18 protein-coding genes and 1 pseudogene are annotated in these 18,663 nt (G+C 66.3%); 9 read left to right on the plus strand and 10 right to left on the minus strand.

Translation table 11 applies throughout. The features are described from left to right. The first annotated feature begins 80 nt into the window (after nucleotides 1-80). A complete protein-coding gene (locus HALKA_RS0104900) occupies nucleotides 81-665 on the plus strand; it encodes a signal peptidase I (protein WP_080505793.1) in 585 nt (194 codons plus the stop codon). A 164-nt stretch (nucleotides 666-829) separates the two neighbouring features. Here the strand turns inward: HALKA_RS0104900 and HALKA_RS0104905 are convergent, their stop codons facing one another. Together HALKA_RS0104905 and HALKA_RS0104910 are read right to left on the minus strand one after the other, a co-directional pair. Next, a complete protein-coding gene (locus HALKA_RS0104905) occupies nucleotides 830-1,285 on the minus strand; it encodes a peroxiredoxin (protein ID WP_026190158.1) in 456 nt (151 codons plus the stop codon). Nucleotides 1,286-1,287: 2 nt separating this feature from the next. Further along, on the minus strand, nucleotides 1,288-1,689 hold the full coding sequence (locus tag HALKA_RS0104910) for an Hsp20/alpha crystallin family protein (RefSeq protein ID WP_015761957.1): 402 nt from the start codon (nucleotides 1,687-1,689) through the stop codon (nucleotides 1,288-1,290). A 197-nt stretch (nucleotides 1,690-1,886) separates the two neighbouring features. Between HALKA_RS0104910 and HALKA_RS0104915 the strand changes: the two genes are divergently transcribed. Then, nucleotides 1,887-5,522 carry a BamB-related PQQ repeat family beta-propellar protein gene (locus HALKA_RS0104915; protein ID WP_018256933.1) on the plus strand — a complete coding sequence of 1,212 codons (3,636 nt, stop codon included), beginning with the start codon at nucleotides 1,887-1,889 and terminating at the stop codon, nucleotides 5,520-5,522. A gap of 74 nt (nucleotides 5,523-5,596) precedes the next feature. Here HALKA_RS0104915 and pheA read toward each other — a convergent pair whose 3' ends face one another. The 3 genes from pheA to lpdA form a co-directional block, all read right to left on the minus strand. Then, nucleotides 5,597-6,415: a prephenate dehydratase gene (pheA, locus tag HALKA_RS0104920; protein ID WP_018256934.1), complete on the minus strand. Its 819-nt coding sequence runs from the start codon at nucleotides 6,413-6,415 to the stop codon at nucleotides 5,597-5,599. A gap of 46 nt (nucleotides 6,416-6,461) precedes the next feature. Beyond that, a complete protein-coding gene (locus tag HALKA_RS0104925) occupies nucleotides 6,462-7,076 on the minus strand; it encodes a hypothetical protein (protein WP_018256935.1) in 615 nt (204 codons plus the stop codon). 111 nt (nucleotides 7,077-7,187) lie between these two features. Next, nucleotides 7,188-8,606 carry a dihydrolipoyl dehydrogenase gene (lpdA, locus tag HALKA_RS0104930; protein ID WP_018256936.1) on the minus strand — a complete coding sequence of 473 codons (1,419 nt, stop codon included), beginning with the start codon at nucleotides 8,604-8,606 and terminating at the stop codon, nucleotides 7,188-7,190. Between the two features lie 131 nt (nucleotides 8,607-8,737). On the opposite strand from lpdA, the gene HALKA_RS0104935 reads away from it, so the two are divergent. Beyond that, nucleotides 8,738-9,577 (plus strand): alpha/beta fold hydrolase, encoded by an 840-nt coding sequence (locus HALKA_RS0104935; protein ID WP_018256937.1) that lies wholly within the window; start codon nucleotides 8,738-8,740, stop codon nucleotides 9,575-9,577. On the opposite strand, the gene HALKA_RS0104940 is transcribed toward HALKA_RS0104935, so the two are convergent. Continuing rightward, entirely contained in the window at nucleotides 9,574-10,131 is a 558-nt protein-coding gene (locus HALKA_RS0104940; RefSeq protein WP_026190159.1) for a MaoC family dehydratase, read from the minus strand. The genes HALKA_RS0104935 and HALKA_RS0104940 overlap by 4 nt on opposite strands. A 271-nt stretch (nucleotides 10,132-10,402) precedes the next feature. On the opposite strand from HALKA_RS0104940, the gene HALKA_RS0104945 reads away from it, so the two are divergent. The 6 genes from HALKA_RS0104945 to priL all read left to right on the plus strand — a co-directional run bounded on the left by HALKA_RS0104945 (nucleotide 10,403) and on the right by priL (nucleotide 15,210). Beyond that, nucleotides 10,403-10,705 (plus strand): AbrB/MazE/SpoVT family DNA-binding domain-containing protein, encoded by a 303-nt coding sequence (locus HALKA_RS0104945; protein ID WP_015761963.1) that lies wholly within the window; start codon nucleotides 10,403-10,405, stop codon nucleotides 10,703-10,705. Nucleotides 10,706-10,708: 3 nt separating this feature from the next. After that, nucleotides 10,709-11,260 carry a hypothetical protein gene (locus tag HALKA_RS0104950; protein ID WP_018256939.1) on the plus strand — a complete coding sequence of 184 codons (552 nt, stop codon included), beginning with the start codon at nucleotides 10,709-10,711 and terminating at the stop codon, nucleotides 11,258-11,260. Nucleotides 11,261-11,299: 39 nt separating this feature from the next. After that, the gene (locus tag HALKA_RS0104955; protein WP_018256940.1) at nucleotides 11,300-11,845 is read left to right on the plus strand and encodes a poly(R)-hydroxyalkanoic acid synthase subunit PhaE; all 546 of its coding nucleotides are present in this window, start codon (nucleotides 11,300-11,302) and stop codon (nucleotides 11,843-11,845) included. A gap of 3 nt (nucleotides 11,846-11,848) precedes the next feature. Next, nucleotides 11,849-13,243 (plus strand): class III poly(R)-hydroxyalkanoic acid synthase subunit PhaC, encoded by a 1,395-nt coding sequence (gene phaC, locus HALKA_RS0104960; protein ID WP_018256941.1) that lies wholly within the window; start codon nucleotides 11,849-11,851, stop codon nucleotides 13,241-13,243. A gap of 85 nt (nucleotides 13,244-13,328) precedes the next feature. Continuing rightward, a complete protein-coding gene (locus HALKA_RS0104965) occupies nucleotides 13,329-14,069 on the plus strand; it encodes a beta-ketoacyl-ACP reductase (RefSeq protein WP_018256942.1) in 741 nt (246 codons plus the stop codon). 55 nt (nucleotides 14,070-14,124) lie between these two features. After that, nucleotides 14,125-15,210 carry a DNA primase regulatory subunit PriL gene (gene priL / locus HALKA_RS19100; RefSeq protein WP_044956483.1) on the plus strand — a complete coding sequence of 362 codons (1,086 nt, stop codon included), beginning with the start codon at nucleotides 14,125-14,127 and terminating at the stop codon, nucleotides 15,208-15,210. A gap of 18 nt (nucleotides 15,211-15,228) precedes the next feature. Here the strand turns inward: priL and HALKA_RS0104980 are convergent, their stop codons facing one another. The 4 genes and pseudogenes from HALKA_RS0104980 to HALKA_RS0104995 all read right to left on the minus strand — a co-directional run bounded on the left by HALKA_RS0104980 (nucleotide 15,229) and on the right by HALKA_RS0104995 (nucleotide 18,566). Continuing rightward, entirely contained in the window at nucleotides 15,229-15,438 is a 210-nt protein-coding gene (locus tag HALKA_RS0104980; RefSeq protein WP_018256945.1) for a DUF7472 family protein, read from the minus strand. Between the two features lie 55 nt (nucleotides 15,439-15,493). Beyond that, nucleotides 15,494-16,126 (minus strand): annotated as a pseudogene (locus tag HALKA_RS19105) (maltose acetyltransferase domain-containing protein). Further along, the gene (locus HALKA_RS0104990) at nucleotides 16,126-16,302 is read right to left on the minus strand and encodes a ribbon-helix-helix domain-containing protein (RefSeq protein ID WP_015761970.1); all 177 of its coding nucleotides are present in this window, start codon (nucleotides 16,300-16,302) and stop codon (nucleotides 16,126-16,128) included. The pseudogene HALKA_RS19105 and the gene HALKA_RS0104990 overlap by 1 nt, the downstream one beginning before the upstream one ends. A gap of 101 nt (nucleotides 16,303-16,403) precedes the next feature. Then, entirely contained in the window at nucleotides 16,404-18,566 is a 2,163-nt protein-coding gene (locus HALKA_RS0104995) for a twin-arginine translocase subunit TatC (RefSeq protein ID WP_018256947.1), read from the minus strand. Nucleotides 18,567-18,663: the final 97 nt, after the last annotated feature.

Here is an 18,663-nt window from a genome sequence, read left to right on the forward strand (position 1 = left end):
TAATGCTCTCGGGTTCTATCGACGACACGCCGCCAGTCCGTGGTAATCACTCACAAACAATTATGTAGTTTCGACCACATATGTACGGTGTGAGTGATCGACATCCGAGCCACGGTCGCGGTCCCGCGCGTCCTCCCGAATCTCGGTCGCCGGTCCCCGGCTCGCGCGTGGTCTGGCGGGCGGTCGCCCTCTTGCTCGCCGCGTTCGTCCTCGTGAGCGTGTTCGGACAGATCGCCCCGATCAGCTACGTCAACAGCGGGAGCATGGCTCCGGCGCTGTCGACCGGTGACGGGTTCGTCGCGGTGCCGGCGGCCGTCGCCGACGATCCAGAACCCGGCGACGTGATCGTCTATCGCTCTCAGGAGATCGAGGCCGGCGGACTGGTCACCCACCGGATCGTCGCCCGGACCGACGAGGGGTTCGTGACGAAAGGCGACGCGAACCCCGTCACCGACCAGCAGGCCGGCGAACCGCCGGTTTCGCGCGATCGCATCGTCGCGCAGGTGTTCGCGGTCGACGGGCGCGTGGTCTCGCTGTCGGGTCTCGGGACCGTCTCGATGACGATTCGCAGCGCCGTCCGGGCGAGTCCCCTCGGCCTCCCGCCAGCGTCGATGGAACTGCTGGTGCTTGCCGCCGGTGCGGTGTTGTTCTGGCGCGGGCGGTGATATAGTAACGATTGAAACAATTTACACACCGATCGCACTGCCATCGTGCGATCAGGTGTGCATTGATTTTCAATGGCTCCTACACTGTCGGCTATACGTCTGTACAGCATTTCGCGACCCCGTGGTCGCGAATCTCTCGAAACAGTGACAGCCGGCAGTATGAGTCACTCGGCGGGGTCGACGAGGCCGAGCTCGGCCAGATCCCGGAGCACGTCCAGAGCGTGGCCGTCCGGCCGGACGCCCTCGTAGAGGCCGACGACGCGCCCCGCGGCGATGACGAACGTCGTCCGGGCCACGCGCCCGTCGTCGAGGGCGACGCCGAAGGCGTCGGCGATCTCGCCGTCGGGATCGGCCAGCAGGTCGAACGCGAGGTCGTGGTCCTCGGCGAACGCGCGGTGGCCGTCAACGTCGTCGGTCGAGACGCCGTAGACGGGGATTCCGGCGTCTCGATAGGTGTCGTAGTGGTCGTCGAACTGGCGGGCCTGGGTCGTCCAGCCGGCGGCGTCGTCTCGCGGGTAGCAATAAAGCACCGTCGCACCGCCGAAGTCGGGCTCGACGCGCTCGCCCCACTGGTTCCGGGCGTTGATCGCCGGGGCGTCCGAGCCCGTGTCGAGCACCATCGTCACTCCACCGTGATCGACGTGCCGCCGTCGCTGGACTGCTTGCCCAGCTCGACGGTCAACACGCCGTCGTCGTAGCTGGCGGTCGTCGCCTCGGGAGCGACGGCCTCCGGGAGGCGGACCGTCCGACGGGCGGCCTGCCGGGGTCGTTCCCGCTTCACGTAGCGACCGTCTCGGTCGGGCTCGTCGTCGGCCGCACTGATCGTCAGCAGCGTGTCGTCTTCGAGGGTCACGTCGATGGCGTCGCTGGACCGGCCCGGGAGGTCGGCGCGGACGACGATCTCCTCGCCCGTATCGAGCACGTCGACGGGAACGCCCGTGCGCTCGGTGCCGAACTGCTCGCTCACGAGGTCGAAGGCCCGTTCCAGCTCTTCGAAGGGATCTGTCGGTGTCGAGTCGTCCATATCGGTCCATCGACGGGCGTGAAAGTAAAGACCGTCGCCGGTCGTCCCGGCGGTGTTCAGATAAGCAGCAGCGCTGACCGAGTTGTAGACGTCGAAAGCCCTCGTCGCGTCGTCGACCGACTCCGACTCGCCCTATTGCTCTCCCCGATTGATGGGTAAATTTTTGTCTCCCGGTGATCTACTGTGCCGTATTTCCGATGAAACGGCGCGACCTACTCAAAACGGCTGCAGCAGCTGGAACTGGGCTGGCCGGTATCCGGTGTGTGGGGTCGGTCGCCGCGGCGGAGGGCCGCACGGTTGCGTGGCGGTTCGAAACTGAAAATCGAGCTGCTGGGTCGCCGACGGTCGTCGATGGTGTCGCATACGTCCCCGACGTGAAGGGGCGGATTTACGCGCTCGACGCGAAATCCGGCGAAGAACGGTGGCGAACTCGGGTCGCTGCGGGGCTCTGTGCAGCGCTGATCGTCCAGGACGGTCGAATATACGCCTACGGGGGCACTGACCGGGACGACAACGGCGTGTTCGCCCTCGATGCGGAGACCGGTGACGTACACTGGTCGCGGTCTGATGTCGGCAGGTCCGACCCGTACGGCGCGGCGACTATCGATGCGCACTCGGTCTACGTTCCCCATGGGATCCACGACGATTCGTCGAGGAATGCGCTCTACGCGCTCGATCGGGAGACCGGCGAGACACGGTGGGAGATCGAGAATTCCGGTTCACCGTTCTCCAACGTCACACCGTACCGCGACACTGTGTACACCGGCACGCTCGATCGTGGTCTCCTCGCGCTCGATCGAGAGACTGGGGAGATGCGGTGGCGTGCTCCCGAAGTCAAGTACTCACCAGCATCGGCTCCGATGGTGATGGACGGGGCCGTCTACGCCGGGACTCGAGACGGCGTCTACCGCTTTGATCGGACGAGCGGCGAACAGCAGTGGCACGCCGACGACCGTGGCTATCTTTTCTTGACCGGACACGATACGACGCTCTACGCGGGGGCCGGCGACGGTTTCGCTGCTATCGACGCCGCAACTGGAGAACGGCAGTGGCACAACAGTGGCGGTGACGCGTACGCCAATGGACCCCCGACCGTTGGTGGTGGTGTCGTCTTCTATGCCACTGGCCACTGGCAAAACGAGACTTCGAGTGTTACCGCCGCCGATGCCGAGACCGGCAAGACGCTGTGGGAGGACTGGTCGTACGCCTGGGGCTTCTACGAACCCGTCGTCGTCGACGGCCTGCTGTACACGAGCCAGGTCCGACCGGGCGGTCGTACGGAAGCGTCCGTCTACGCCTTCGAAGCGGGCACGGAAGACAGCAGTGTCGACACGAAAAATGTCCGGGCGATCGGCCCCCACGTGAGTGGATCCACGGGCGGTTCGAACGGCTCCTGTGCCCGGATCGATCCCGAGTCGGTCCGGATCGATCCCTACCCCGTCGAAGCCGGCGACCGGGTCGACGTCAGTGCCGTCGCTACCGACGCGACCGAAATAACGGTACGGGCGACGTACGTCGATTCGGACGGCACGGAGCGAACCGTCGAGCGCGAGATGCAGAAGATCGGCCCGGTCGACGGTGAGAGCGGCGACGGGTGGTCGACCCGGGACCGACTGCCGCCGGTGGAAACTGTCGGTACCTGGGTCGACATCGAGATCACAGCAGAGAACGACGACGGCTGTGGGCAAACTGTCCGGGCCGTAGAAAGCGAGTACCGGCGGGAGCGGATCGATCTGGGCTACTACGTGTTCAACGAGCTGATGGACGTCGCCGTGGCTGTCGGTCGGTTTCCGGACGGCGACGGGCCGCCCGCCGACCTGGATCTGGCACAGTGGGCGCACGATCGTGAGCGCGACCTCAATCGTCACTACGGCTCGGGACGAGTGTCGATGGGAGCAGTCGGATTCGACCTATCGTTCGCCGGGGCCGACGCGGACGGCGAACCGACGGTGTACGAACTGCCCGAGGCGCGCAGCGACTACGACGGCGGCGTCGTTCGCTCCGACGCCCGCTGGCATTTCATGCAAGAGCTCGACGCGGCGGTCGATGCGGCCCTCTCCGGCGACGACTACGACTTCTGGGTCGGGACTCACGTCGGGAAACCGCTGAACGACGAGGCGCTCGGCGAGTACTACCCGTTTCCGGACGGGCGGGCGTACTGCTCGCACCTCGGCGATCCGGTGATCGAACACGACGTCTGGGCCCACGAACTCGCCCACGGATACGGAATTCGCGACTTCTACGACATCGGCATCGACTGGTCTGGGCTCTGCAAGATGGGGAACACGGACCGCGCCGTCGACGGCGTGCCGGAAGTGCCGCCGTTCTCGACAGCGAGCCGGATCGCGCCGGCGCTCGGACTGCAGACGAACGCCCTCTCGGACAAGAGCCGCGAACTCCGGGACTGGCTCTCGACGGACGTCACTCCGATGCAGGAGGTCGAATCGTTCGAACCGACCGTGCCGTCGCTCCAGTCGCTCGAGTACGAGCAGTCCCTCCCCGTGTTGCGGAAGCACCGGACAGGTCGACCGAACGCGACGTACCTCGTCGAATCCCGTCCTTACTTCGATCCCGACGAGACCCCTCGATGGCACCGGAGCCACGGTGCCGCCGTCGTCTACAAGCGCAAGCAGCCGGTTACCGACGCCGGCAGTCTCCACGTCGTCGGCGGTCTGCCCGGCGCTGCACTCACCGCGGTGGGCGATCAGGTGATGGACAAGATCGGGCTGCTCAATCCCGGCGAAGTCACCTTCGAACTGACGGCGATGGCGAACACCGATACCGCTCGCGACGAGTTCACGACGACGGTCGCCGCCAGCCGCGGGAGCGGCGAGCCCGACACGGAGACGATGGCTGTCGTCGGTCGTGTCGAGATACCGGACGGCGTCGACCCGCGGTCGGGCAAGGCGTCGAGAATAACGCCGCCGGCGGTCGATCTCGTCGCCGAAGACGACGCGGGGAACCGCGTCGGCGTCACCGAGGACGGCACCTACGTCAACGAGATTCCGGGCGCCAGAGCGTCGGGCAAGTGCGTCCGCGACACGGAGTGGATCTCGGTCCCGGCTGGGGCGGACGTCGAGTTCTCCGTCTCCAGTGCGGATGTCGAACAGTTCGTCGCCGACCTCGAGGCGGTAGGCCGGCTCGCCCCCGCGGGTGCCACCGACGACGACCGGCCGACGGCCGACGAACTCCGCGAACAGATGTCTGTCGAGGTGGAGTCGTCCATGACGCGCTACGGCGCCGACCCGGAACTCACCACCAGAGACGGCGAGACCTGGGTAGAAGGCGCGACGGTCCGGGCCGACCGGGCGACAGTGGAGCCCGGTACCGACGTGGACCCGGCGCCGGGGCCGGACGACGGCATCGACGTCGCGTCTGTCGATGTCAACGGGACGGTCGACGAGGAGTCCGTCACCGTCGTGAACCGAGGCGACACCGCTCTCGGTCTCGGTGGGTGGACGCTGTCGAACGGTGACGGTGCGAGCTACACCGTTCCGGACGGAACCGAACTCGAGCCAGGCGAGACAGTGACTGTTCACTCGAGAGCGGGCGGGGACAGCGCTGGTAGACTGTTCTGGGGGGCCGAGGATCAAATCTGGAGCGAGGACGGCGGGCACGTCGACATCACGGACGCCGACGGCGACGAACGCCTCTCGGTCGCGTACGACGCCCGCGGTGTGCTCCACTACGCGGAACCCCGGAACGCGTTACGAGCCGACGGCTCGCTCTGGAGCGATATCGGCGAGGCGGCGCCGGTCGCCGCCGGAATCGGTACGGTCGGCCTGGGGGCGCTCTATCTCGCCTACCGATTGACTGTGGGTGACGACGACTGAGGGGGTTCGGGTGTCCGAGTGCTCGTCTGGTGGCCGTGCCAACGCCTCGTGCGACGACACCCTCCGGCCATCCCTCAGTTCAGGACGGTCTCGGAATCGTACGAGCCCAGTCGCTTTACCCATCCCTTCTCGGCGATGGCTTCGATGTCTGCCAGTGCCTTCTGGGTCCGTTCCTCGTAGAGGCCGGCCTCCACGTCGACGTGGAAGACGTAGTCGCCCAGCCGCTCGCCGCTGGGGCGAGACTCCACCCGAGTGAGATTGATGTTGCGGTCGGCGAACGGCTCCAGCATCTCCAGTAGCAGTCCGGGGTAGTCGACGTTGGGGTAGACGAGCAGCGAGGACTTCGAGCCCGCGTCGGACCGCTCGGCGAGCGGCGCGACGACCACGAAGCGCGTGGCGTTCGAGGACTGGTCCTGGATGTCTTCGGCCAGCACCTGCAGGTCGGTGCCCTCGCCGCCGTTGTCCGGGTGGCCGATGCCGGCGACCGACGGGTCGTCGCGGGCGCGCTCGACGCCGCGAGCGGTGGAGGCGACGGCCTCCAGCTCGGCGTCGGGGTAGTTGGCGTCGAGGTAGGACCGACACTGGGCCAGCGCCTGGGCGTGGCTGGCGACCAGTTCGAAGTCGCCGCGCTGGGCCAGCAGCGCGTGACGGATCGGCGTGATGATCTCCTTGACGACGGCGACCTCGTAGCCCGCGAAGGCGTCGAGGCTCTCCGTGACCGATCCCTCGATGCTGTTCTCGACGGCGACGACGCCGCGATCCGCCTCGCCGCCCGCGACCGCCTCGACGATGGCGGTCGGCGACTCTCGGAACTCGATCTCGTCGTCGTCGGCGACCGAGCGGGCTGCCCGGTGCGAGTAGGTTCCGGCCGGCCCCAGCGTGAGCATCTTCATACCAGCCGGTACAGCGCTCGACGTGAAAAGAATCGTGGTCGCGCGGCTACAGTCGCCGGAAGCGACGGTCGACGTACCAGTGTGCCACGAGGACGACGGCGCTGGCAGACAGCGCCCCGATGCCGACGGAGCCAAGCGACAGCCCGTACACCGAGCCAGCGAGGGGATTCTGTCCCATGGTCGCCACGTAGGACCCGACGGCGTCGCCGCCGAACAGCCCCATGGCGATCGAGCCGGTCGTGATCGCGATCGCGAACCCGCCCATCGCGAGGCTGACGCCACCGGCGAAGTCCTCGACGGTGAGGACCTGGTAGGCCTGTTGTTCGGTCAGGGGCGCGTGCTCGACGCGGTACAGCGCCGCCCCGACGAGCAAGGCGGCCGAAAAAAGCACCATCGTCCCGCCGAACGCGCCAAGCAGCGCGACTCTCGGCGTCGCGGTCATCGGGTCGGTCGTCGTCAGATAGCCGGCGACGCTGTCGGGATAGAGCCAGTAGAGCGGCACGGTCGCGGCAAGCACCGCGAGCAAGAGTCCCTGGACGCGCAGCTTCCGGGGGATCGGCTGTGTGAAAAGCGAGTCCCGCAGAACGCGCACCCGCTCGTAGGCCGAATCCGAGAGGACGGCGTCGGTGATTCCGTCGCTGCGCTGTTGTTCGGGTGACATCTGTCGTCTCGTTAGGCATGCCTTTCTTAATCTCAGACTTAACGCTTTCCCTTCAATATTCGCCGGTTGTTGCCGAAAGAATACGGGTACAGGCCAGTTGCCGTGGGTTCGTTACCGCGTGTGGATCGCTGCACCCTGTGCGTCCAGCGCGGCCTCGTGGACGGCCTCGGAAAGCGTCGGGTGGGTGTGGATCGTGCCGGCGATGTCTTCGAGCGTCGCGCCCATCTCGATCGCCAGGCCGACCTCGGCGATGGACTCGGAGGCCTCCGGGCCGACGATCTGTGCGCCCAGGACGAAGCCGGTCTCGTCGTCGGCGACGATCCGGACGAACCCCGCTTTCTCGTCGACCGTCAGCGCGCGGCCGTTGGCCCGCATCGGCATCTGGCCGACGACGGGGTCGAACCCGGCGTCGGCGGCTTCCGCTTCGGTCATGCCGACGGTCCCGATCTCCGGTTCGGTAAAGACCGCGGCCGGAATCGCCTGGTGGTCCAGTGCGGCCGGCTCGCCCGCGACGACCTCGGCGGCGACCTCGCCCTCGGCCATCGCCTTGTGGGCCAGCATCGGCTCGCCGGCCACGTCGCCGACGGCGAAGACGTGCTCGGCGTCGGTCCGGGCCTGCTCGTCCGTCGCCAGGAACCCGTCCTCGTCGGGTTCGATGCCAAGTTCGTCCAGTCCCAGCCCGTCCGTGACCGCCTGGCGACCGACCGCGACGAGTGCCTTCTCGGCGTCGAACCGCGTCAGGTCGCCGTCTTCGTCCTCCGTGTGGACGACGATCTCCTCGCCCGCCTGCTCCCAGCTGTCGGCGGCCTCGCCGAAGTAGAAGTCGACACCGATCTCCTCGGCCCGTTCCCGGACCAGCGTGGCGATATCGTCCTCGAAGCCCGGCAGCGCCTCGTCCAGCATCTCGACGACGGTCACCTCGCTGCCGAGCTTCTGGAACACCGTCGACAGCTCCATGCCGATGTAGCCCGCGCCGACGACCAGGAGCCGCTCGGGCAGCGACTCCAGTGCGAGTGCCTCCTTCGAGGAGAAGATCGGCTCGGCGTCGAACTCGAAGCCGGGGACCTGGATCGGGCGGCTCCCCGTGGCGACGATCGCGTGCTCGAACTCGACGGACTCCGAGCCCTGTCCGTCGCCGCCGTGGGCGATCCGGGCGGTGTGCTCGCCGGTAAACGTCGCCTCGCCCTCGATCAGTTCCACGCCGGCCGACTTCGCCAGCGACTCGACGCCCCGCGTCAGCCGGGTGACGACGCCGTCTTTCCACTCGACCATCCCGGACAGGTCGACCGCCGGGTCGGCGTAGACGCCCATCTCCTCGGCCTGGCCGGCCCGGTGGGCCACGTCTGCCCCCGAGATCAGCGCCTTCGAGGGGATACAGCCGTGGTTGAGGCAGGTCCCTCCGTAGGCGTCTCGCTCGACGAGTGTGGTGTCGACGCCGAGCTGAGCGGCCCGGATGGCGGCCACGTATCCGCCCGGTCCGCCGCCGACGACCAGCAGTTCCGTTCCTGTCGTTACGTCTCCGACGACCATACCGACGCCTCGCACGGCCGCCTGAAAAAGACGACTGTCCCCGGCCGGCCGTCGGCCGCCTCGCTGGCGTCGACGGCCGTCGCTGTCAGCAGTCCGAAGCCTCATGTCTCTCAGTCCCCGACTCCGAGGCGATGAACGAGTCGATCGAGCCGAACGCCACGACGCTGTCGGTCGACGGCGACGACGTCACCGTCCGATATCTCACTGCCGGTGACGGACCGCCACTGCTCTTCTTGCACGGGATCGGCCTCGACGCGGCGGCGGTGTCCGGCCGGTACGCGCTGCCCGCACTGGCCGAGGAGTACACCGTCTACGCGCTCGACTTCCCGGGCCACGGCGAGAGCGAGAAGCCCCGCCGAACGTATACGACGGACTACTACGTAGACACACTGTCGGCGTTCGTCGACGAACTCGGTCTCGCCGGCGCGAGCGTCGTCGGCGTGTCGATGGGCGGTGCGGTCGCGCTCGGCCACGCGCTCGACGGCGGTCGCCCCGAGCGGCTGGTGCTCGTCGACAGCTACGGCCTCGGTGCCGACGCGTACTGGCGGACCGGTGCCAGTCTCGCCCTCCGGGTCCCGTTCGCGGACAGCCTGCTGTGGGGGAGCATGGCAACGCGGGCGGCGGTCCGGACCAGCCTCCGGACGATGTCCGGGGCGACTCTGCCGGACGAACTGGTCGACGACGTGTACGAGACGATCTCACCGGCGACCATGCGGACGCTCCGGAGCTGGCAGCGCCACGAGTTCCAGGCCGACGGTCTCCGGACCGACTACACGGAACGGCTCTCGGAGCTCGACGTTCCGACGCTGCTCGTCCACGGCTCGGCGGACCCGCTGCTCCCGGTGTCGTGGTCGCAACGAGCGAGTGAGCTACTGCCGGACGGGCAGTTCCTGGCGGCCGAGGGCTGTGGGCACTGGCCACACAGGGAACGACCCGAGCGGTTCAATCGGGCGGTAACGGCGTTTCTCTAGCTCTCGTCGGGCATCTCGTCGATGAGGACGACGGCCTCGCCGTCGATGACCACGTCGCCGTCGTCGACGACGCGGGTCGTCAGGCGGTACTGGTCGTCGCCCAGGTCCTCGACGATCTCGATTTCGGCCGTCAGGCGGTCGTCGATGCGGACCGGATTGTGAAACTCCAGATCCTGCGAGAGATAGATCGTCAGCCCCGGCAGCCGCGCGAGGGCGGCGCTGATGAGTCCGCCGACGAGCGTGCCGTGGGCGATCCGGCCGCGGAATCGGGTCTGCTCGGCGAAGTCGTCGTCGAGGTGGAGGGGGTTCGTGTCGCCGCTGGCGGCCGCGAACTGCTTGACGTCGTTGTCGGAGATCCGCTTCGTGAACTCGACGCGATCACCGACCCCGAGCCGGTCGGGGTTGTCGGCGCTCAGTTCGACGTGCCACTCGGGGAGGTCCTCGTCGGCCTCGATGCGTTCTGCCGGGAGCGGCTTGCTGTCCCCGTCGTCGTCCGGTCGGACGCCGAACGCCGCGAACGCTGCCCGATTGGCCGCCACCACGCTGTTGAACATGTGTGAGGACGTTTCTGTCCACGTGTCCAACAGCGGGTTGTCGTGAGATTCAGAACTCATTGCTGGGAGAGCATTAGTTCCTCCGATATTAAAGGGTGATGGTAGTCGCTGTTCGTCGCTCAGACGCCTCCTACCGCTCGACAACGGCGCATTTCCGCCTGCGAACCTCCGTCTCGTTGCCAGATCGATTGCCAGCTGATGACATCTGATGGTATTCAGTGGTGATAGACGGAAGCTTTATGTCGTTGAAAGGAATAGAGTGTAGTACCCGATGACCGACGAGAACGATGTCACGATGTGGCCCCCGATGTTCAAGGGGATGCAGGAAGCGAGCGAGCAGGCGATCGAATCCCAGCAAGAGATGCTCCAGCAGATGATGTCTGCCGGCAGCAGCATGCCCGGCTTCGACATGAACCAGCTCGGTGCGATGAGCCAGATGGCGACGTTCAAGACCCGCGTCCAGAGCGGCGGACGCATCTCCATTCCCGACGCCGAGCGAGAGGCCCTCGACATCGAGGAAGGCGACATCGTCCAGACAGTCGTTCTCCCGGTCAAGCGGAACCGCACGGAGTAACCTATGAGCCAGTACACAACCCCAGTCACCACGGCGTTCGAGATGCAGCGCGCGACGATCGAGCAGAGCCAGAAGGCGCTCAAACAGAGCATCGAGTTCCAGAAGAACATGAACGAGGCCATGCTCGGCAGCCTCGACAGCCAGGAGTCGGCACAGCGACGCGGCGTCGAACTCGCACAGACGGCCGTCCACAACTACCTCGACACCGTCGAGTCGACAGTTCCCGGCGTCGCCCCCACCGTCGAGGAGATCCGAAAGACCGTCGACGAGCAGTACGAGTTCCTGCTGGAGAACCACGCCGAGGTCTTCGAGAACGTCGAAGCGGAGTTCCACGAGAGCGCGGAGACCTACGACGAGATGACCGGCGACGTCGTCGCGGCGCTCGACGAGCAGATCGACCTGCTCGTCGAGGCCCACGAGGACCTCGAAGACCAGTCCGTCGAGGCTGTCGAGCAGTGGGGCGACCAGCTCGAAGACCTCCAGGACCAGGTCGAAGAGGTCCAAGAGCAGGTCCGCGAAGTCCAGGAACAGGCCGCCGACGCCGTCGAGGCCTAAACCGTCGCACCCTTTTGTTCTGCACATTAACAACTTACTATGAGTGATACGAACCAGATGCAAGACGAGTGGACGGAGATGGTCGAACAGATGAACGAGGCCGTCTCCGAGTCGGTCGAACAGAACATGAAGGCACAGGCCGCCTTCGTCGAGTCGTGGGCCGACGCGGTCGAGGACTCGATCCCCGAGGAGGAAAACGTCACAGAGGGCATCCAGGGGTACAACCAGGCCTACGAGGAGTGGATGAACGCCGCCGAGAAGATGCTCGAACGCACCGGCGACGCCGCCCAGGGCGAGGACGTGGACCCGACGGAGTTCCGCGACATCTGGCTCTCGTCGGCCAACGACGCGTTCAAACACGTGATGGGCACGTCCGCGTTCGCCGCCGCGAACGGCCAGCTCGTCGAGACCATGATGGAGATGCGCCAGCAGGCCGACGACGTGGCTCAGGACTCGATCGCCCAGATGGGCTTCTCGACGCGTGAGGACGTCGAAGAAGTCGGCGAACGGCTCGTCGAGCTGGAGCGTCGCCAGCACGAGGTCGAACAGAAACTCGACCGCATCCTCGACCACCTCGAGGAGTAACACATGACGCCCGCAAATCCCTTCACGGCAGCACTCGACTGGCAGCGCCAGTCCCTGGAGGCGATGACGGAGGCCACCGACCAGGCCAGCGTCGCGCCCGAACGCATCGAGACGATGCAGTCCGTCGAGGTCGGCGAGACACCCAGCGACGTGGTGTACGAGGAGAACAAGCTCCAACTGCTACACTACGACGCCGAGGCCGCCGGGATCGATGTCCCCGAGGAGGACAGAGAGGCGGTCCCGATCCTCATCATCTACGCGCTGATCAACCGCCCGTACATCCTCGATCTGCAAGAAGAGCGCTCGGTCGTGCGCCGCTTGCTGGAGGCGGGCCACGACGTGTATCTCATCGACTGGAACGAGCCCTCTCGGCTCGACCAACATCTGACGCTCGACGACTACGTCAACCGCTACATCGAGAACTGCGTCGACGAGGTCTGTGAGCGCTCGGGCCAGGACGCGATCAACGTCCTGGGCTACTGTATGGGCGGAACGATGTCGGCCATCTACACGGCGCTGAACCCCGAGAAGGTCAACGCGCTGGGACTGATGGCCGCGGGACTCTGTTTCGATCACACCGGCGGCGTCCTCGAAGAGTGGGGCTCCGACGAGTACTACGATCCCGAGGACGTGACCGAGACGTTCGGCAACGTCCCCTCGGAGATGCTCGACGTGGGCTTTGCCCTGATGGACCCCGTCGACAACTACGTCTCGAAGTACATCCGCCTGGCCGAGAACATCGAGAACGAGGGGTTCGTCCGGAACTTCGGCCGGATGGAGCAGTGGCTCTCCGACGGCGTCGACGTGGCCGGCGAGGCCTACGTCGAGTTCCTGGAGAAGATCTACCAGAACAACGAGCTGTACAACAACGAGCTGGAGATCGGCGGCGAACACGTCGACCTCGACGCGATCGACATGCCGATGCTCCAGTTGATGGGCGAGTACGACCACCTCATCCCGCCGGAGGCCTCCAAGCCGTTCAACGAGGTCGTCGGCTCCGAGGACGTGACCACGATGGAGTTCTCGACGGGCCACATCGGCCTCTCGGTCTCGTCGAGCACCCACGAGAACCTCTGGCCCGACGTGTGTGACTGGTACAAGGAACGCAACCGACAGGCCGAAGCGTCGGACGACGACAGCGACGAGGCCGTCCCGATCGACGTGGAGTCGCCGGCAGACGACGCCGCCGAGAGCGACGACGGGGAAGCGGCCCACGAGAGTGCCGCGGACGCTCCCGATGTGGCGTCTGTCGACGGGATCGGTCCGACCTACGCAGACCGCCTGCGCGAGGCCGGCATCGAGACCGTCGACGACCTCGCAGCGCACGACGCGGCCGAACTGGCCGAGATCGCCGAAACGACCGAGTCTCGGGTCCGAGACTGGCTCGACCAGCTGTAGCCGGACGCCTCGACCGGAGCATCACTTTCCTTCGTAGGTATCATCTGGCAGACCGCTTTTCACGGCTGAGTGTGAACTGGATGATATGCTCGACGTACAGACCTGTCTGGTGACCGGCTCCTCTCGCGGGATCGGACGCGGGATCGCCACGGACGTGGCGGCCCACGGAGCGACCGTGGTCGTCAACTACCGCTCCTCGGAACGAGCGGCCGAGGCGGTCGTCGACGAGATCGAGGCCGACGGCGGCGAGGCGGTCGCTGTTCGGGGAGACGTGTCGTCGTACGACGCCGTCGAACGGCTGCACACGAGGATCCACGACGCCGTCGGCCCGGTCGACGTGGTCGTCAACAACGCCGGGATCACGGTCGACCGGACCTTCGGGGAGATGACCCGCGAGGACTGGGAGGCCGTCATCGACGTGAACCTCGGGGGCGTGTTCAACGTCAGCCACTGCTTCTACGACGACATCCGCGAGGCCGAGGACGGCCGTCTGATCAACGTCTCCTCTGTCGTCGGCCAGCAGGGCAACTACGGGCAGGCCAACTACGCGGCGGCCAAGTCCGGCCTGTTCGGGTTCACCCGGACGCTGGCCCTGGAGATGGCAGCCACCGGATCGACGGCCAACTGCGTCGCGCCGGGGTTCGTCGCGACGGACATGCTCGACGAGGTCCCCCAGCGCGTCCAGGAGCGGCTCCTCCAGCGGATTCCGCTGGATCGGTTCGCGACGATCGAGGACATCGCCCCCGTCGTGCGCTTCCTCGCCAGCCCGGAGTCGCGCTACATGACCGGGCAGGTGATCGGCGTCAACGGCGGGATGGACTGGTAGCACCTCGACGGAACGATCACCGAATTTATTCGCCCCCGCGTGATAGGGACGGGCGATGCAACCGCTCCACGCGCGCTACCCGTTCCTGCAGTCTGCTCGCGACGCCGTCGAGGAAGCGGCGGTCGACCTGGGCGAGGTCGTCGCCACCGACGAGGTCGTCGTCGAGCGCGCCCGCGAGCGCGTCGAGTGGGCGATCACCGACGGGAGCGTGGGCGATCCCCACCGACGCACGCGCGTGGAACTGCTGTCGTATCCGGTCGCGCGCGTGCTCGTTTCGCTCGTGGACACGCCGGTCTGTACGCGCAAGTACGCACAGGCCGAGGCCGAGGCCGCTCGCGAGCGGTTCGTCGAGGAGTTTACCGCCGACGACTCCTTTAGCTACGGCGACAGCGAGTCGTTGTCGCTGTCGGCGCTGCTCGCGGAGTTCGACCTCACCGCCGCCGTCCACGAGACCGCGGACCGCTACCGGATCGACGTGGGGACGTACCTCGAACTGGCGGCCGACCAGTGGGGCGACGAGTGGCGACTGGTCAACCGGGCGCTGACCGACGGCGAGGTGCCGGTGACGACCGAGGAGCTCCACACGCTGCTCAAGCAGGCGATCCGTCACCGGATCGACGACGGCCTGCCCTTCGAGGTGCCGGACGCCATCGCGGACGAACTCGACGCGGAAGTCGAGTCGATCCAGACGACGCTGTCGGATCTCGATCTGACTCGCGAGATCGACACGGTCGTTCCCGACCTGTTCCCGCCCTGCATGCAGCATCTCCTCGACGCGGTCCAGAAGGGCGAGCACCTGGAGCACCACTCGCGGTTCGCTCTGGCGGCCTTCCTGACCTCGATCGGGATGACGACCGACGAGATCGTCGAGCTGTTCCAGGTCAACCCCGGCTTCGGCGAGGAAGCGACGCGCTATCAGGTCGATCACATCCGCGGTGACACGAGTCCCACGGAGTACTCGACGCCCTCGTGTGCGACGATGCAGTCCTACGGCGACTGCAAGGGGAAAGACGACATCTGCGAGGACGAGATCAACGAGTCACATCCGCTGAACTACTACGAATACCGGCTCGACGAGACCGACGACGAGGAGGTCGAAGACTGGCGCGAGAACGAGGACGAAGACGACAGTGAGGCCTGACGACGCGTCCGACGACGTTCAGAACTCCCGCCGCTCCAGGAAGAGGCCGGCCGCCAGCATGACCACGACGAACGCCGCGATGGCTGCCACGAGCGCGATGCCACCCTCCTGCGTGAGGTCGCCGTTCGTTCCGTAGTTCGTACTCACGACGACCGTACCGGCGATGAACAGCAAGACGGCGACGGCCGACAGCGCGATCTGCGTGACCGTCTCCCGATCGAGGGACATGCTCGTCCGTATCCCCGGGGCCGGCAAAAGCGCTTCGAAGCCCGCGCCCCCCGGCTCACAGCTCCTTGACGACCGTCGCCGGATTGCCGGCCACGACCACGTCTGACGGTACGTCGTCGGTGACGACGGCTCCGGCGGCCACGACCGCGCGGTCCCCGACGCTCACTCCCGGCGTCAGGACGGCCCGGCCGCCCATCCAGACGTGATCGCCGACGGTCACGGGCTCACCCATCTCCAGTCCGGCAGCACGTTCCTCGGCGTCGAGTGGATGCGTCGCCGTGTAGACGTGGACCCCGGGACCGAGCGGACAGTGCTCGCCGAACGTGATCTCACACACGTCCAGGAAGACGCAGTCGAACTTCGCGTAGAAGCCGTCGCCGACGTGGACGTTGCAGCCGTATCACAGCGCAGCGGTGGCTCGACCGTCGCCTCGCCGACCGTCCCGAACAGCTCGTCGAGTAGTTCCCGACGGCGTTCCCGTACGTCGGGCGGCGTCTCGTTGTACGCACTGGTCAGTTCGTCGGCTCGGCTGCGTCCGGCGACTATAGTAACAATTGAAACGATTTACACACCGATCGCACTGCAGTCGTGCGATCGGGTGTGCATTGATTTTCAATGGCTACTATAGCTCCGGATCGCTGGGATCGTAGGCGTCCCCGGCGAGCATCTTCTCTAACTCCGACGGCATCAGTACTCGTCGTCCAGTCGACCCTCTCGCTCGTCGATCTCGTCTAAGATGTCCAGCGTCTTGCGAACGGACGCCCGGATCGCCTCGCTGCGGTTGACGAACTTCCCCTCGTCGCCGACGTGCTTGTCCAGGTCGTCCAGTAGCTCCGCGGGCACTTCCACGCTGATCTTGGGCATAGCTAGGGTAGGGACGCCGCCGCACATAAAAACAGGTTTCCGGTCCGGCCCACCACGAGCGTGTCGAGCGTCCCGCGTCGGCGATCATACTGCCGGCAGTGTCAGTCTGCCGGCTCAGCACCCTCGGGTGCCCGTCTGCCACCGAGGGTGTAGAGCCACAGCACCCCGAGACCGACGAGGAAGGCGATCGTCACCGGAATCGAGACGAGGAACATCGTGAAGATGCCCTTCGGCGAGAACAGGGCTCCGGCGACGAACACCCCGAGCGTGACGGTTCGCCAGCGGTCCTGGACCGACTGGAAGGTGATGATGTTCCCGCGGTGGAACAGCAACATCGTCACCGGAATCTCGAACAACAGTCCGATCCCGACCGTCAGCGCGAGCACGAGCCAGCCGAACTTGGCGACGCGGTAGGAGATGATCATCCCCGACTGGAGCACGTCGAAGGCCAGCCAGGAGATCACCGTCGGTGCGACGTAGGTGAACCCGACGAGGCTCCCGCCGACCATCGACGCGATGACGGTCCCGCTCCAGATCCCGAGCACGCCACGCTGACCGCCGACGAAGCCCCGCTCTTTCAGCGCCGGCCAGGCGAAGTAGACGATCAGCGGTAACACCGACACCGCGCCCAGGATCGCGGAGAACTTCACGATGAAGATCAGGTGCTCGACCGGGTGGAGGTTGACGAACGTCACGTCGGCCCGCATCGACGGCGGGAGGTTGCTGACGAACGTGTTCCGGATGTCGCCGATGCCACCGGAGTACAGGAAGACGAAGGCGGCCCCGGAGATCGCCATGAACGTGCCGACGAACCAGATCGCCTTCGAGGTCAGCGAGTCGAGGATGAAGGCGATGTCGTGGTAGTAGCCGCCGATGTCGTCCTCGGTGGTCTCCTCCTCGGTGAAGGCGTTCATCACGCCGGCCGTCGTCGAGGTGACCACGTCGGCGTCGTCCTCGCCGTCGTCCTCGGCCGCCTCGCCCGTGCCCGCCATCGTGTCCTGGGCGAAGTCCCAGCGGCCCAGGATCGCCTCGGCCTTGTCCGGGTTCCCGTCGTCCATCGCCGACTGGGCCAGTTCGAGCGCCTCCTGCTCTTCCATCTCCTGGAACCGCTGGACCGGGGCGCTCCGGACGGCACCGGCGCTCAGCGGTTCGATGTCGATAGCCGTCGGATCGCCGTAGTTGCCCGCCTCGGCGGCCGCCACGTCGAGGGCCTGGATCATGTAGTAGTACAGGACGACGACCGCGGCCACCAGTCCGAACACGGCCGCGATGGCGATCGCGGTCGTCTCCGTTCCCAGTCCGAGCAGGTCCGGGCGTGCGATGTCGCCCGTGAGCCGGTCGGAGGGGAACCACGCCGCGAACGCCCGGATGTACTGGAACGCGGGCGTCGCCAGCAGGTAGTACACCGCGCCGCCGGCCACGACCGCCCCGGCGGCGAGCTTGTTCCAGCGCGTGCGCGCGACGTTGGCGGTACCGACCTCCTCGCCGGCCCGCTTTGTCAACACCAGTATCTTCGAGATGCCGAGGCTGACGACGTACAGCCCGACGAGCGGCAGCGCCCACATCACCTGCGTGAACGGGTCCGGCGGCGAGAACAGCGCACCGAACCCGAAGATCAGGACCACCGCGACCCGCCAGCGGTCGCGGAACGTCTCGTAGGGGACGATGCCGGTGTAGCTCAGCGAACTCATAAACAGCGGGAGCTGGGCCGCCAATCCGAACGAGAAGCCAAGCAGCGCGACGAACCCGACCCACTTCGTGATCGAGTAGTCCGGCCGGAAGCCGGCGGCGTCGGCGTTTTCGGCCAGGAAGTCGAACATCAGCGGGAAAAAGAGGTTATAGGAGTAGAGGATCCCGCCGACGAACAGACCAATCGCGATCAACAGCAGACTCCAGAGCTTCCACAGTGGCACCCTGTCGGCGGGCCACAGATCGCGTTCGCGCAGCGCGTCGCGGCTGTAGTAGATCAGGAAGGGGAGCGCGAGGAGAATGCCGATGACCGCCCCGATTTTCACCTGCAAGAGGATCACGTCGAAGGGCGTGACGGCGACGATGTCGGCCTCTTCGGCGGTCCGTTCGATCATGTCCGCCTTCAGCCGATCCCACAGGAACTCCTGGAGCGCGTAGATCGTTCCGACGAGGCCGACGACCCAGACGATGAACACCTTCTGGAGGTGTTTTTGCGCGGCCCTGAGCATCGAGCCCACCGTCTCGCGGCCGCTCTGAACAGACTGCATCGTGTCTTCGTCGAGCCCCGTAGACATCTGGTCGGAGACTTGCCGACTCTGCGTTATCAATTTGTTCATCGCGCGAACGCTCCCGCCGGGACTGCGAAAAGAAAGTTTACAACAACGAGCAGCC

The organism is Halomicrobium katesii DSM 19301 (assembly GCF_000379085.1).
GTDB classification, from domain to species: domain Archaea; phylum Halobacteriota; class Halobacteria; order Halobacteriales; family Haloarculaceae; genus Halomicrobium; species Halomicrobium katesii.

Excerpts from the sequence above, each read along its gene's own strand:
- HALKA_RS0104900 (WP_080505793.1), top strand. The coding sequence starts at position 81 with ATGTACGGTGTGAGTGATCGACATCCGAGCCACGGTCGCGGTCCCGCG.
- HALKA_RS0104905 (WP_026190158.1), bottom strand. The coding sequence starts at position 1,285 with ATGGTGCTCGACACGGGCTCGGACGCCCCGGCGATCAACGCCCGGAAC.
- HALKA_RS0104910 (WP_015761957.1), bottom strand. The coding sequence starts at position 1,689 with ATGGACGACTCGACACCGACAGATCCCTTCGAAGAGCTGGAACGGGCC.
- HALKA_RS0104915 (WP_018256933.1), top strand. The coding sequence starts at position 1,887 with ATGAAACGGCGCGACCTACTCAAAACGGCTGCAGCAGCTGGAACTGGG.
- pheA (WP_018256934.1), bottom strand. The coding sequence starts at position 6,415 with ATGAAGATGCTCACGCTGGGGCCGGCCGGAACCTACTCGCACCGGGCA.
- HALKA_RS0104925 (WP_018256935.1), bottom strand. The coding sequence starts at position 7,076 with ATGTCACCCGAACAACAGCGCAGCGACGGAATCACCGACGCCGTCCTC.
- lpdA (WP_018256936.1), bottom strand. The coding sequence starts at position 8,606 with ATGGTCGTCGGAGACGTAACGACAGGAACGGAACTGCTGGTCGTCGGC.
- HALKA_RS0104935 (WP_018256937.1), top strand. The coding sequence starts at position 8,738 with ATGAACGAGTCGATCGAGCCGAACGCCACGACGCTGTCGGTCGACGGC.
- HALKA_RS0104940 (WP_026190159.1), bottom strand. The coding sequence starts at position 10,131 with ATGTTCAACAGCGTGGTGGCGGCCAATCGGGCAGCGTTCGCGGCGTTC.
- HALKA_RS0104945 (WP_015761963.1), top strand. The coding sequence starts at position 10,403 with ATGACCGACGAGAACGATGTCACGATGTGGCCCCCGATGTTCAAGGGG.
- HALKA_RS0104950 (WP_018256939.1), top strand. The coding sequence starts at position 10,709 with ATGAGCCAGTACACAACCCCAGTCACCACGGCGTTCGAGATGCAGCGC.
- HALKA_RS0104955 (WP_018256940.1), top strand. The coding sequence starts at position 11,300 with ATGAGTGATACGAACCAGATGCAAGACGAGTGGACGGAGATGGTCGAA.
- phaC (WP_018256941.1), top strand. The coding sequence starts at position 11,849 with ATGACGCCCGCAAATCCCTTCACGGCAGCACTCGACTGGCAGCGCCAG.
- HALKA_RS0104965 (WP_018256942.1), top strand. The coding sequence starts at position 13,329 with ATGCTCGACGTACAGACCTGTCTGGTGACCGGCTCCTCTCGCGGGATC.
- priL (WP_044956483.1), top strand. The coding sequence starts at position 14,125 with ATGCAACCGCTCCACGCGCGCTACCCGTTCCTGCAGTCTGCTCGCGAC.
- HALKA_RS0104980 (WP_018256945.1), bottom strand. The coding sequence starts at position 15,438 with ATGTCCCTCGATCGGGAGACGGTCACGCAGATCGCGCTGTCGGCCGTC.
- HALKA_RS0104990 (WP_015761970.1), bottom strand. The coding sequence starts at position 16,302 with ATGCCCAAGATCAGCGTGGAAGTGCCCGCGGAGCTACTGGACGACCTG.
- HALKA_RS0104995 (WP_018256947.1), bottom strand. The coding sequence starts at position 18,566 with ATGTCTACGGGGCTCGACGAAGACACGATGCAGTCTGTTCAGAGCGGC.